The 12,927-nt window shown below is 50.0% G+C and carries 12 protein-coding genes; 6 read left to right on the forward strand and 6 right to left on the reverse strand.

Features of this window, described 5'->3' with window-relative positions:
* The 4 genes from BMW93_RS31715 to BMW93_RS31730 form a co-directional block, all read left to right on the forward strand.
* Positions 1-863 (forward strand): T9SS type A sorting domain-containing protein (locus tag BMW93_RS31715; protein ID WP_143061760.1); only part of this gene is annotated, 863 nt, incomplete at its 5' end.
* Positions 864-944: 81 nt separating this feature from the next.
* Complete coding sequence (locus BMW93_RS31720) at positions 945-2,705, forward strand: T9SS type A sorting domain-containing protein (RefSeq protein ID WP_090386254.1); 1,761 nt, start codon at positions 945-947, stop codon at positions 2,703-2,705.
* A 252-nt stretch (positions 2,706-2,957) separates the two neighbouring features.
* Entirely contained in the window at positions 2,958-5,081 is a 2,124-nt protein-coding gene (locus BMW93_RS31725) for a bifunctional aldolase/short-chain dehydrogenase (RefSeq protein ID WP_090386454.1), read from the forward strand.
* A 69-nt stretch (positions 5,082-5,150) separates the two neighbouring features.
* Positions 5,151-6,434 carry a TIM barrel protein gene (locus BMW93_RS31730; protein WP_090386257.1) on the forward strand — a complete coding sequence of 428 codons (1,284 nt, stop codon included), beginning with the start codon at positions 5,151-5,153 and terminating at the stop codon, positions 6,432-6,434.
* 189 nt (positions 6,435-6,623) lie between these two features.
* Here the strand turns inward: BMW93_RS31730 and BMW93_RS31735 are convergent, their stop codons facing one another.
* Together BMW93_RS31735 and BMW93_RS31740 are read right to left on the reverse strand one after the other, a co-directional pair.
* On the reverse strand, positions 6,624-7,643 hold the full coding sequence (locus BMW93_RS31735; protein WP_090386260.1) for a GntR family transcriptional regulator: 1,020 nt from the start codon (positions 7,641-7,643) through the stop codon (positions 6,624-6,626).
* A gap of 142 nt (positions 7,644-7,785) precedes the next feature.
* Positions 7,786-9,060, reverse strand: a complete 1,275-nt coding sequence (locus BMW93_RS31740; RefSeq protein WP_229241051.1) for a DUF6600 domain-containing protein — start codon at positions 9,058-9,060, stop codon at positions 7,786-7,788.
* Between the two features lie 129 nt (positions 9,061-9,189).
* Here BMW93_RS31740 and arfB point away from each other — a divergent pair, with 129 nt between their 5' ends.
* Together arfB and BMW93_RS31750 are read left to right on the forward strand one after the other, a co-directional pair.
* On the forward strand, positions 9,190-9,597 hold the full coding sequence (gene arfB / locus BMW93_RS31745) for an alternative ribosome rescue aminoacyl-tRNA hydrolase ArfB (RefSeq protein ID WP_090386264.1): 408 nt from the start codon (positions 9,190-9,192) through the stop codon (positions 9,595-9,597).
* A gap of 14 nt (positions 9,598-9,611) precedes the next feature.
* The gene (locus BMW93_RS31750; RefSeq protein ID WP_090386266.1) at positions 9,612-10,853 is read left to right on the forward strand and encodes an MFS transporter; all 1,242 of its coding nucleotides are present in this window, start codon (positions 9,612-9,614) and stop codon (positions 10,851-10,853) included.
* Between the two features lie 4 nt (positions 10,854-10,857).
* Here the strand turns inward: BMW93_RS31750 and BMW93_RS31755 are convergent, their stop codons facing one another.
* Genes BMW93_RS31755 through BMW93_RS31770 form a run of 4 tightly spaced genes read right to left on the reverse strand, consistent with a single transcriptional unit; the run spans position 10,858 to position 12,887 of the window.
* Positions 10,858-11,202, reverse strand: coding sequence for a DUF6984 family protein (locus tag BMW93_RS31755; RefSeq protein WP_090386269.1), 345 nt, complete (start codon positions 11,200-11,202; stop codon positions 10,858-10,860).
* Between the two features lie 30 nt (positions 11,203-11,232).
* Positions 11,233-12,264 carry a hypothetical protein gene (locus BMW93_RS31760; protein WP_090386270.1) on the reverse strand — a complete coding sequence of 344 codons (1,032 nt, stop codon included), beginning with the start codon at positions 12,262-12,264 and terminating at the stop codon, positions 11,233-11,235.
* Positions 12,265-12,307: 43 nt separating this feature from the next.
* Entirely contained in the window at positions 12,308-12,652 is a 345-nt protein-coding gene (locus tag BMW93_RS31765; RefSeq protein WP_090386272.1) for a DUF5615 family PIN-like protein, read from the reverse strand.
* Positions 12,642-12,887: a DUF433 domain-containing protein gene (locus BMW93_RS31770; protein ID WP_090386279.1), complete on the reverse strand. Its 246-nt coding sequence runs from the start codon at positions 12,885-12,887 to the stop codon at positions 12,642-12,644. The genes BMW93_RS31765 and BMW93_RS31770 overlap by 11 nt, the downstream gene beginning before the upstream one ends.
* Positions 12,888-12,927: the final 40 nt, after the last annotated feature.

Here is a 12,927-nt window from a genome sequence, read left to right on the forward strand (position 1 = left end):
CCAACATTCTGGGAATCCCCGTCTCGGCTGATGTAAGGATCAACAACAATGCCTTCAACTTTTCAGGCATGGAGACCAATATCAGTCGGCTGGACGCGTACGGCAACCAGAAGAAGTTTAAACTGGAAGTAGAAATTGCGTTGGGTGGGGATGAGGCGGCGTCTTTGTATGCTGAACATGCGGGTGGCACTGCATCGAACAATACTTATAAATGGTACAAAGACGGGACATTGTTCAGAACGACAACAAACGGTGGAAACTATATTGTAGTCCCAACCGGCGTTTACCGGGTAGAAGTGACAAACAGCCTGGTACCTGGATTGACTTTAGTTAGTGGTGACGAAGTAATTGCTGCAATGCCGGTAACGCTCGTTTCCTTCGATGGGAAACATGAATCCAACCAAACCAAACTCACCTGGAAAACCACTTCCGAAACCAATAACAAAGGCTTCGAAATCGAGCGCAGCGCCGATGCGCGGACGTTTGAGAAAATCGGTTTTGTAGATGGAAGCGGGGATACAAAAGAGGATCAGTTTTATCACTTTACCGATCTCAATCCGCTGGCGACGGGCTATTATCGGTTGAAGCAACTGGATTACGATGGACAATTCGAGTATTCGAAAATCACCACCGTGAAAAGCGGTAATGCAGTGCTCAAAATGTATCCCAACCCTGCCACGAATGAAGTCACCGTTTCAGGCGTTGAAGAGGGGCAGGATTTACATATTCTAAACGAGGTCGGCAGAGTGGTTCTGAAAGCGCAGACAGCCAACGGAAAACCGATGTCGGTGCGGGCGCTGAAACCGGGCTTGTATGTGATCCGGGCTGGCGCGGGGACCGGAAGATTGCTGATTGGTAGGTAGTATAAAAATTTTGTAACCGAATCTGATTTTAAATGCAAAAACGGGAACTTTACAAGGTAGCTATTCTTGTAAAGTTCCTCTATGAAACAAATTCTATCAATCCTTCTTCTTTTTTGTTCCATTCATTCTCACGGGCAGACACTCGAGGGTGACCGTCAGGCATTGGTGGCTATCTACAATGCAATGGGTGGTACGGGATGGTATTCCGAACGAGACGAGCCCTGGCCAATGCCCAGTCAGCCTGGCGACAACCCTTGCGGATGGTATGGAGTTACCTGTGAAAATGGACGAGTTACAGATCTTAATTTAAATGGAAACGAAATAACTGGCTACATCCCGGCCGAAATAGGCAACCTCACTGCGCTGCGGAACCTGGGTTTAACATCGGGAGGAATTATGGACCGGCCTCCTCTGGCAGGGAAAATACCAGCGGAATTCGGCAATCTGGTTAACCTCGAAACCTTGACCCTGGAATATAGCAAATTCGATTCCGATGGGTTCGATGTGCTCTGGACGCTTACCAGCCTGAAAGATTTGACATTCTCTCCCACAGGCCCCGTTTCGGAATCGATCGGAAATCTGACCAACCTCGAATCGCTTCTGCTGTATTCTGCCAGCACGACCACTCCAAACAACATAGGCAGCATTCCGGCATCCATCGGTAACCTCACCAAACTGAAAAAGCTGTCCATTTTAAACAGTGGCTTTTCTGGCCCGCTGCCCGCATCCCTCGGCAACCTCACCAGTCTCACCGCCCTCGATATCTCCGGTTCTGAGCTTTACGGCCCGATTCCAGGTAGCATTGATAAGCTGGTAAACCTGAAAACATTGAGCATCACAGGTCTTAAAAATGGCGGGCAGATTCCGGAACAGATCGGTAACCTGGTAAACCTGGAAAGTTGGGACTTCTCCGGTAACGAGTTGACGGGCAGTTTACCCGCATCCCTGAATAAAATTACAAAAGCCTGGCAGATAAATTTAAGCGGGAATAATTTGAGCGGACGCATTCCCGATGTCTCCAAAATCAGAAGCAACCGATTGGGGATTGTGGGCAACAAATTCACATTTGACGGCATGGAGGAAAACTATTCCAGATTGTCTTCCGACATTTCTCAGCAAAACATAGGTATCTCAAAAACGAATCGCGTGCTGTCGGTCTACGCAGGCGGGACGTTGGCCAACAATACCTATCGTTGGTACCGCTTCGGGGAGTTGGTGGCAACCAAAGTCGGTGACAGCACTTTTCTGGCAACGGAGGATGGAAATTACCACGTCACTGTAACTAATTCGACCGTTACCTCACTCACACTGATGAGTGAAACGAATAGCATGACGCTCCCCGTTACCCTCGTCTCGTTCGAAGGCAAATCCGAAAACAACCAAACCAAACTCACCTGGAAAACTGCCTCGGAAACGAATAACAAAGGCTTCGAAATCGAACGCAGCGCCGATGCGCGGACGTTTGAAAAAATCGGTTTTGTGGATGGAAGCGGGGATACGAAAGAGGATCAGTTTTATCACTTTACCGATCTCGATCCGCTGACAATCGGTTATTACCGCTTGAAGCAACTGGATTATGACGGGAAATTTGAATACTCGAAAGTCATTTCTGTAAAAAGAGGCGGCGCTATTGTAAAGATTTATCCCAACCCGGCGCAGACGGAACTGACGGTGGAAGGCGCCGCGGAAAATGAACCGGTATCAGTATTTACGCCGACGGGCGGGTTGGTGGTTGCGGACACGAAACTGTCGGGCGGGAAACTCGATGTGAAGGATTTGAAAGAAGGCATTTACACCCTCAAAATCGGCGATGTCGCAAAGAAATTGCTAATAAAGCGATAGCGCAGTAAGGTTATTTTTCTTTTTCGTGGTCTGAACTGTAACAAACATGGTTCAGACCATTTGTTTTATACCGAAACTTCCAAATCTCACATTAATTCTCGATTTATTTCAACATGCAGGATACAACAGGACGGTGTGCATTGCTAAGTTTCCTAATCTTGCACATACGTTCAGAGTAGTATTAATCTGTTAAAATCCTTTCAGGAAAGAAGAACTTATACCTCAAAAATGATAAATAATCAGGAAACAAATATGAGCAGTTCTAAAGTAAGCCAGTACAGGTACGTAAGCTATTTATGGGATGAAGAGAAAGCCGCTTCCCTGGGTGATGATCAGGTTGCACTTCTTCTGTACCGTTCAAATCTGTTGGGTGCCGATCTTCGCCTGACCAACTATGCTGGTGGAAACACGAGCTGTAAAACCATCGAAAAAGATCCGTTGACGGGTAACCCTGTCGAGGTAATGTGGATCAAGGGATCGGGTGGTGATATTGGTACTTTAACAAGAAGCGGACTGGCCGGTCTGTACGTCGACCGCCTGCACAGCCTGAAAAACATCTACCGCGGACTGGAATTCGAAGATGAAATGGTGGAGCTGTTCAACCATTGCATTTACGATCTGAAATCGAAGGCGCCGTCCATCGATACGCCGCTGCACGGTTTGCTGCCTTTCAAGCACATCGATCACCTGCACCCTGATGCATTGATCGCGATCGCTGCATCGAAAGAAGGCGAGGCTATTACCAAAGAACTGTTCAATGGCGAGCTGGCGTGGGTACCCTGGCAACGTCCCGGTTTCGACCTCGGGCTGCAACTGGAACAGGCATTGAATGACAACCCCGGCATTCGTGGGATCGTTTTAGGCGGTCACGGATTGTTCACATGGGGTGATACCGCTTACGAATCTTACATCAATACGCTCGACACGATCGAAAGGGCGTCGGAATACCTGGCTGAAAACTATGGCAAGAGCCGTCCTGTTTTCGGTGGCGCACGCCTGGAAAGCGAGCCGAAAGAACGCCGCGCTGCTATCGCTGGCAAACTGGCACCTTATTTGCGCGGTTTGGCTTCCGAGAAACAGGCGATGATCGGTCACTTCACCGATGATGAGCGTGTGCTGGAATTCATCGCAAGTCATGACCTGGACAAACTGGCCCCGCTCGGTACCAGCTGCCCCGACCACTTCCTGCGCACGAAGATCCGTCCGCTGGTACTCGACCTGCCATTTGAGAAACTGGAAGCGGCCGATGCGGAAATCCTGGATCACATTCGTCCGCAATTCGAAGCATATCGCGAGGATTACATCGCTTATTACGAGCGTTGCAAGCATTCCAACAGCCCGGCAGTGCGTGACCCGAACCCGGTGATCATCTTGTTGCCAGGCGTGGGTATGTTCTCGTTCGCGAAAGACAAGCAGACTGCACGCGTTGCGGCTGAGTTCTATATCAATGCAATTAATGTAATGAAAGGCGCCGAGGCGATCTCTTCTTACGTTTCACTGCCTGAACAGGAAGCATTCGACATCGAGTACTGGTTGCTGGAAGAGGCGAAATTGCAGCGTATGCCGAAAGAAAAATCGGTATCCCGCAAAGTCGCATTCGTAACCGGCGGCTCGGGTGGTATCGGTAAGGCAATTGCTCAGAAACTGTTGCAGGAAGGTGCTTGCGTGGTGATTTCGGATATCGATGAAAAAGCATTGGCTGAAACCAAAGCGGAATTCGATGCGAAATTCGGCAAGGATTTCTCCGACACCACCGTAGCGAACGTACTCGACGACCAGGCTATCAAAGCCGCATTGCACGCTACCAAATTGAAATACGGTGGCTTGGATATCGTGATCAACTGCGCAGGGTTGTCGATCTCGAAACCATTGGCGGATACGACCATCAAAGACTGGGATATTTTGCAGGATGTATTGGTAAAAGGCCAGTTCCTGGTATCGCAGGAGTCGGTGGCGATTATGCGTCAGCAAGGCCTGGGCGGTGATATTATCAACATCGCGAGCAAGAATGGAATCGTTTCCGGCCCGAACAACGTGGCTTACGGAACGGCGAAAGCTGCTCAGCAACATATGTCGCGTCTTTTGGCTGCGGAACTCGGTCCGGACAAAATCCGCGTAAACGTGGTGAACCCCGACGCGGTAATCGCCGGAAGCAAGATCTGGGAAAGCGGCTGGGCAGCCGGACGTGCGAAAGCATACGGTATCAAAGTAGAAGAACTGCCGGCTTATTACGCGAAAAGAACCGTGCTGAATGCGGAAATTCATACGGACGACATTGCAAACGGCGTATATATTTTCGTGAGTGGCCTGCTCAACAAGAGCACCGGAAACGTGATCAACGTCGACGGCGGTGTTCCTGCGGCATTCCTTCGTTAATGATCAAAATATGTTAAATCAGACTTGGCGGGTTGTTCCAACTTGCCAAGTCTTTTTAATTCTATCCAGATGAAAATTGAACAATATCAGATCGACCAGCACAACGACAGCCTGTTTTCGCGGCATAACAACCAGTTTATCTTCTTACAAGAGCAACTGGGCGAGCAGGGTATCAATGCGAAAGACATTGTAAAAGGGCTGGAAGCATTCCAGGTAGCGATTCCTAGCTGGGCATTGGGCACCGGCGGTACGCGTTTCGGACGGTTTTCGGGCGTAGGAGAGCCGCGTTCGCTGGAAGAAAAAATCGAAGATGTGGGCTTGCTGCACGCATTGAACCGTTCGAGCGGTTCCATTTCGCTGCACATTCCCTGGGATATTCCCGGCCAGGCGCAGCCGATCATCGATCTGGCAACGTCTCTGGATTTGAAGTTTGATGCGGTCAATTCCAATACTTTCCAGGATCAGAAAGACCAGGAGCATTCTTACAAATTCGGCTCGCTCTCGCATGTGGACGCGAAGGTGCGCAAGCAGGCGGTCGAACACAATATTGAAGTAATTAAACACGGCGAGAACCTCGGTTCAAAAGCATTGTCGATCTGGTTGTCGGACGGTTCCTGCTTCCCAGGTCAGTCAAATTTTGTAAAAGCATTCCAGAACACGCTCGAATCTTTGCAGGAAATCTACGCCGCATTGCCCGACGACTGGAAAGTTTATGTGGAATACAAAGCCTACGAGCCTAATTTCTATTCGACCGTGATCCAGGATTGGGGCAGTTCGCTGCTTTTCTGCCAGAAACTCGGCCCGAAAGCGGACGTACTGGTTGATTTAGGACACCATTTACCTAATGCAAACATCGAGCAGATCGTAGCGACACTGATGATGGAAGGCCGCCTCGCCGGTTTCCATTTCAACGACTCCAAATATGGTGATGATGATTTAACGGTAGGTGCCATTCGCCCATATCAACTGTTCCTGATCTTCGTCGAACTAGTGGAAGGTATGAAACGCGCCAACCGCGCCAGCGATACTTACGCCTGGATGATCGACGCGAGCCATAATGTGAAAGATCCGTTGGAAGACCTGCTGCAATCGGTAGAAGCGATATTGATCGCACAAGCGCAGGCATTGTTAGTAGACAGAAAGAAACTGGAACTGGCCCGCAACGAAAACGATGTGGTATTGGCCCAGCAAATATTGCAGAATGCATTCCGCACCGACGTGCGCCCGCTCGTACGCGAGGCCATGCGCCTGAGCGGCGGTTCGCTGGACCCGATTGGCTTGTACCGTCACATCGGCGTTCGCAACGAGTTGCTGAACGAACGTGGCAAATTGACGGTAGCCACCGGTTTGTAATACTCTGTCACGCTGAGCGGAGTCGAAGCGCATGTACGACGTCATGGTACTGACTGTCTTCGACTTCGCTCAGACTGACATCCTTCGACTTCGCTCAGACTGACATCCTTCGACTTCGCTCAGACTGACATCCCTTGACTTCTCTCAGAATAACACTACTCAGGGTGACATTACGCAACGAGACATCCCTCAAAGCGACTTCCGCCTGATCAGCGTAAACGGGTTTTTGACCAGTGCTCGTTTTCCTTCCTTGATAATCTCCGCGGCGGTTTTTCCCATTTGCTCATGATCGGTCGAAATGGTCGTAATACCGTCGAGGAGGATTTCTTTCAGGGGCGTCTCATTGTAGGAGATAATACCGACGTCCTTCCCGACCACGAGCTGTTGTTCCTTACATTTCTTGATCAGGTTCACCAGGTCGTTTTCTTCTATCACCACATAAGCGGTATCTTTCACCGCCATGCCGTTTTCGTGAAAATCATACATGATCTCGTGCTCGAACTCGTGCTGGATGCAGAATATCCGGAAACCTTTGATGATTTCCTTCGGATAGCGGATCATGGTCGGGAAAATGAGGATCAGCTTTTTGTAAACCTTCAATAAATCCACCGCTTCGTTGAGCGCATAGACAATGTCTTTTTCAAAATTCTGGAAAACAGACGAATGCTTTTTGCTGTTGAACTCGATGTCCTTGTCGAGCAGGATAAGCTTCTCGGGCGGGATCATTTTCAGCGTTTCGATGGCCTCCTCAGCTTTTTCGTAGAAATGCGGCATGATCACGTAATAGTCGTATTCGCCCAGACTGTTTTTGATCAGGTTTTTGAAAATATTGGTATTCGAGTGATGAATATGCAGGTCGACATTCACATTACGGCCGATGTTTTCGACAAATGCATTATAGACCTGCTTTTTGTAATTGCTTATCTTGTTAAAAACCAGCAGAATACGCAGCGAAGTTTCGATATCCACGCGGTTGATAAAATAGCCTTTTCCGCGAACTGAAATCAGCACGCCGTCCTTGATGAGGTGCTTGTAGGCCTTTTCGACGGTATCGCGGGAAAGCAGGTATTCCTCACTCAACTGGTTAATAGAAGGGATCTTATCGCCTCGTTTCAGCTTTCCTTTACTAATCGCCTGCAACAGCGATTTGATAATCTGCATGTACTTGGGTGCACTCTCCTTGAATTCAATGTCAAATTGTATTTCCATTCAATACCGTGGGTTGGGGATCAGGCTAAAAATAACATTTTTATCTGTTTCCAAAGCGTAAATCGAAAGTCTTCATAAACAAAAACAACCCGGCGGAAAATACTACTATCCCGCCGGGTTGTTTTTATGTTAAGGGCTGAAATTATCTCGGTCCCCGGCCGCTGCGTTCGCTCGAACCGCCGCCACCGCCACGGTTTCCATTATCGGCACCGCCGCGGTTTCCGCCTCCATTGTCGCCGCCGCGATTACCGCGGTCGTTGCTGCGGGGCTCCGGTGCACTTCTCTCCTGGCGTTCCACGCGCGGTGCCGGTTCGAATGTCCGGTTGCTGCGTTCCTGTCTTTCAGGGCGTTCGACGTTCGGACGTTCTACGCGTTCGGGGCTGTTGCCAGGGTTGCCGAAGTCGCGGTTACGTTCAGGACCATTGCCCGGGTTACCAAAATCGCGGTTGCGTTCCGAGCGGTTCGGCGCTTCGTTGCGCTCATTGCGGCCCGGATTGGGCGCTTCATTCCGGTCGTTACGGCTATCAACAGGCGCCGATTCGCGGTTGCGGTCGTTGCGACTGTCGCGGCCATCGAATGGGCTACGCGAGCCACGTCTTGAATTATCACCGGGTTCGATGCGGTTGTCGTCGTTGCGATTGCTGCGGTCGATGCGCGGGTTGGCGTCGATCGTGCGGTTTCCACGGCCATGATCGCGGGTACCGTAGTCGTAGCGGCCATTTCCGCGATCCGCGATGATCACCCGTCCACGGCCTCTCGGGCTGGCGTCGATCGTACGTATGGGGACGCTCCTGCGGGTAATGCGCTCGATCTCGTCACGGCGCGGGCCGTACACATAGGTGCGGTTGTTACTGCGGTAATAGTTGTTGATGACGACGGTATTGTTGTAGTAATGCGATACGCGTCTTTGCGGAGCGCAGTACGAACGCCACCCGGGACTCAGTACATAGCGTTGCGGCACAAAAACCCACCAGAACGACGGAATGTTGATCGACACATTGATATTCACACCCGGCCCCAGCGGTGCCCAGCCGTAATAGCCGCCACCCGAGCGCCAGTTAACCCACGCAGGGCCCCATTCGTAGTCGGGTACCCAAAACCAACCGTAATAATCGTCGTACGACCAGCGGCCGTAGTGGAACGGTGCCCAGCCCCAGTCATATTCCGAAACCCAGGTATTACCATATTCTGTTTGTTCCCAGTAACCCGCGGTGGAGTAAGGCTGGAAACCGCGGGGCACGTCGGGGATCCAGACGGAGCCATAATGCGGATTGCGAACCCAGCGGCCGTAGGGGGAAAGCTCGTCGTAGAAAGTTTCAAAAGAAATCCTGAAACCGGGCTGTGCTTCGGTTTTGTTAGAAACCGAAACGCCGACGAACATCAAAATGAACAGGCCGATTATCCTTAATGTACGCATGGTGTCCATTGCTTTATTCTTTTAATTGTTTTCCTGTTGTTTAAAAATCGATTCTTGGACGTTACTTTTAGATCCTGGTTTAATGGCCCCGCCGGACATTAACACGTGTTAACAAAACTTAAAATACAAATGATCGATCCTGAAATCCTGCACACCGAACTGGTCTTCCAGACAGCCAGGAGCGGTGGTAAGGGGGGGCAAAATGTGAATAAGGTAGAAACAAAGGTAGAACTGCGTTTTGACATCCCGAATTCGCAATTCCTGACCGGCGAGGACAAGCAAAGGCTGACCGAAAAATTATCCAACCGATTAACGAACGGTAAAGTGCTCGTATTATACCACCAGACCGAGCGCTCGCAGCTGGCCAATAAGGAAAAGGTCGTCGAGAAGTTCGACCGCCTCGTCCGCCAGGCACTTACGGTTGAGAAAGACCGCAAAGCTACCAGACCCACACTGGCTTCCAAACTCGAAAGATTAAAAGTCAAACAGCGCAACGCCGCCATTAAATCGCTGCGCCGCAAGCCTTTTGACGAATAAACGAAAACACCTTTATGACCGCCGTCACTCCTGTTCAGCCTAAACTCAGCGCCGTTTTTACACTGCCCGTTATCGTAGCCTCACTCGGCTATTTCGTGGATGTTTACGATCTGCTGCTTTTCAATATCGTGCGCGTCCCGAGCCTGAAAGACCTCGGACTTTCGGAGGAAGAAATCTCGCAGATCGGCGCCAACATTTACAATTGGCAGCAGGCAGGATTGCTGATCGGTGGTTTTTTATGGGGGATATTGGGGGACAAACTCGGCCGCCGATCCGTGCTATTCGGCTCGATATTGACCTATTCGCTCGCAAATATCGCCTGTGGTTTTACGCAAAATGTGGAAATCTATTCGATACTGAGGTTTATCGCGGGGTTTGGTCTCGCAGGAGAATTGGGCGCCGGCATTACCTTGATCGCCGAAATCTTGCCAAAAGAACTACGCGGCTACGGTGCCTCGGTAGTGGCCAGCGTAGGCCTCGCCGGGGCCATTGCCGCGTTCTTCGCCGTCAAACTGACGGATTGGCGCATGGCCTATTTCATCGGCGGCGGAATGGGCCTGATATTGTTGATCCTGCGCGTGAATGTGCTGGAATCCATTGTTTTTAATAAAAGCCTCGAAAAACGGGGCTCCAAACCTGTACCCTGGTGGACGATCTTTACCAGTTGGTCGAGGTTTGTGCGCTACGTGCGCTGCATGGGCATCGGCTTACCAACTTACATGGTGATCGGTATTTACTCGACATTCGGTAACGAGTTCGCGAAGGCATTGGGCATTACGGAGGAAATTCAGGCGGGTACGTGCGTGCTATACACGTATATAGGCGTGGTCACCGGCGACTTTTTCAGCGGGATACTGAGCCAATGGCTGCATTCGCGGAGGAAAGCGATATTGGTAATGATGCTGATGACGCTGGCCGGTGTGGCCTGGCTGCTTTCGGGTGGTATCCATACCGCGACCACCCTTTACATTTGTTACGTATGGCTCGGCTTCTCGATCGGCTACATTGCGATGTTCCTCACCACCACGGCCGAGCAATTCGGTACCAACCTCCGCGCGACGGTCACTACTTCGGTGGCCAACAATGTGCGGGCGACCGTGTTACTTACCCTGCCATTGTTCCAGTTTTTGAAAAAGGACTCGGGCGTGTTGCATTCCGGCGCAATCGTAGGCGCAATATGCTTTTCGCTTGCATTGCTTTCGCTCTGGCGAATGGAAGAAACCTATGGTAAAGAGCTGGATTACGAAGAAGCGTAACGACTCATTCTTCTGGCGTTTTGCCGAATATCAGTCTGTCGGGAGTAGGGTAATCGAGCAATTTGGTAAAATCCACTTTCCAGAAATCCAGGTCGAGCAAATGGCCGTTGCTGTCCTGTGTTAAGGTGATTACGACCGGCGTATCGTCGATATCCACGTACTCGGCCTGGATGAGATCGCCCGCGTAGCCATTCACATCGCCGCCGAGGCTGATACTGCCCATTTTTCCACCTTCGTACTCGTCAACCATTTCGGATACCGGGAAATCGATCGGGTCGAGGTTCAGCTTTTCGAGGAGGAAATGAATAAGGTCGAGTTCTTCGCCACGGATCGGTCTGATATTGCTCATGATAATGTTTTTGTACTAAGAATAAATGGATTATCCTGTGGTTTTGCCGCGCCATTGCTCGGCTTTTTTGGCCACAAACCAGAAGGATAACGCCAGCAGCGCAAAGAAAATCCCCGCATTGGTACGATCCCAGAAACATTCGAAATAGCGGGTATAAATATTCAAAAGGAAGAAAACCAGGCAAAGGTCGCGCAATGTTTCCTGCTTGTATTGAAATGCATAATAAAGCATTCCGGCGAGAACCAGCGTAAAACTGAGTGCCCAGAACCAGAAATGGCTTTGTTTAAGCGCCTTCCAGCCTTCGTAATCGGCATAGTTTCCAAAAATCGAAAGCGTCCAGCCAGCGATTAAAAAGAGGAGCAGTCCAACCGTATAAGTAACTTCTTTCAGGAATGCGGTCGGCTGGATTTTGCCGATGACAAACGACGATGCCCAGATTACCAGGCCAAAAACCGTCATACGAAGCGGATAATTCATGCCCATAAAACGATAGCTGCCTTCCGACCAGTAATGCGTCTGCGCGCCCCACCAGCCGGCCAGCGCGACGATCGCCGCCACCCAAAGCAAAGTCGAACGAAGGAAAATGGCAATGCCGGCGTAAGCCAGCGCCGCAAAAAGTAGGGGCAAAGCATAATTCCCCGGCCCATCCAGCAAGCCGCGCGTCCAGTAAGTGATTGCTATTGCGACGGTCAGTATGATGGCGATGTTATAGACCTCATTGCTGATTTTAGCGCGCGAGGTTTTATTGATACGCCGCTTGGCGAGGTACACAAAAAGTCCGGCTACGGAAGTGAACAGGATCCCGACAATATTTTCCGAAAAGCCCCAACGCTTGCGCAGCAACTCGATCCATTTTTCATCCAGCACCAATGCTCCGAACGCCAGCAACCCACAGGATACCGCGGAAATCAATGCATAAATAGCGATTGCATCCACATTTGCATTCCGGACGCTGTAACTGCCACGTAGTTCCGTCGCCAGTTCCTTCGATATGCGAGCCTCGTCTTCCCAGGACTGTATTGCCCGGTTCACGACCTCAGCCTCTTTTTTGTCGAGTTCCATTCAAATTTTTTGGTGTTGATGAATTAAAATCGTGCCGGGAACGCTAGTTGAATGCTTCAATTTTGTCGTTGAAAACAACTACGAGTTTATAGCTGCGGCTAAGCTCTGTAACCTCATCCCATACCTGTGAAATGAGTGCATGAAATGCTTTCATTGAAATGTTTCCGATGCGGAAATGAATGACGCGGGGAGGTGGAGATGAGACCAGGATTCTGGTAGCGAAATCTGAATCTTTCGTAACTACCGTTAGCTGTGACGTTTTCGCATAAGACCATATATCGGAGTCTTTCGCCGTACGCCCGATGTCCAACTGGTGAATGAATTTGGCGGTATTCCAAACCGAAAAGTAGTATGGTAAATTAACGTCGATCAGATATTCAGGCGACATGCTTTATATCTTTGATAAAATAGTTCCTGTTCATCATCTCGATCGCAAATTCATAACAAGCGTCAATGTCTTCGTTTTCGAGCGCAGGATATTGGTACAATAGTTCCTCCCGCGTAGTCCCGGCAAAAAGAAATTCCAGCACCGTTTGCACTGTGATCCGCATTCCCCTGATTATAGGACGGCCATTGCAAATATCAGGATCAATGGCAATTCGCTCGGTCAGATAAGCTGTCATGATTTAACTTTTTTCAAATATACCCAAATCATAGAGATAA

This window comes from Dyadobacter sp. SG02 (assembly GCF_900109045.1).
Taxonomy (GTDB): domain Bacteria; phylum Bacteroidota; class Bacteroidia; order Cytophagales; family Spirosomataceae; genus Dyadobacter.

What these genes read in the sequence shown, in the direction of transcription:
- BMW93_RS31720 (WP_090386254.1), top strand. Translation starts at nt 945, where the DNA reads ATGAAACAAATTCTATCAATCCTTCTTCTTTTTTGTTCCATTCATTCT.
- BMW93_RS31725 (WP_090386454.1), top strand. Translation starts at nt 2,958, where the DNA reads ATGAGCAGTTCTAAAGTAAGCCAGTACAGGTACGTAAGCTATTTATGG.
- BMW93_RS31730 (WP_090386257.1), top strand. Translation starts at nt 5,151, where the DNA reads ATGAAAATTGAACAATATCAGATCGACCAGCACAACGACAGCCTGTTT.
- BMW93_RS31735 (WP_090386260.1), bottom strand. Translation starts at nt 7,643, where the DNA reads ATGGAAATACAATTTGACATTGAATTCAAGGAGAGTGCACCCAAGTAC.
- BMW93_RS31740 (WP_229241051.1), bottom strand. Translation starts at nt 9,060, where the DNA reads ATGCGTACATTAAGGATAATCGGCCTGTTCATTTTGATGTTCGTCGGC.
- arfB (WP_090386264.1), top strand. Translation starts at nt 9,190, where the DNA reads ATGATCGATCCTGAAATCCTGCACACCGAACTGGTCTTCCAGACAGCC.
- BMW93_RS31750 (WP_090386266.1), top strand. Translation starts at nt 9,612, where the DNA reads ATGACCGCCGTCACTCCTGTTCAGCCTAAACTCAGCGCCGTTTTTACA.
- BMW93_RS31755 (WP_090386269.1), bottom strand. Translation starts at nt 11,202, where the DNA reads ATGAGCAATATCAGACCGATCCGTGGCGAAGAACTCGACCTTATTCAT.
- BMW93_RS31760 (WP_090386270.1), bottom strand. Translation starts at nt 12,264, where the DNA reads ATGGAACTCGACAAAAAAGAGGCTGAGGTCGTGAACCGGGCAATACAG.
- BMW93_RS31765 (WP_090386272.1), bottom strand. Translation starts at nt 12,652, where the DNA reads ATGTCGCCTGAATATCTGATCGACGTTAATTTACCATACTACTTTTCG.
- BMW93_RS31770 (WP_090386279.1), bottom strand. Translation starts at nt 12,887, where the DNA reads ATGACAGCTTATCTGACCGAGCGAATTGCCATTGATCCTGATATTTGC.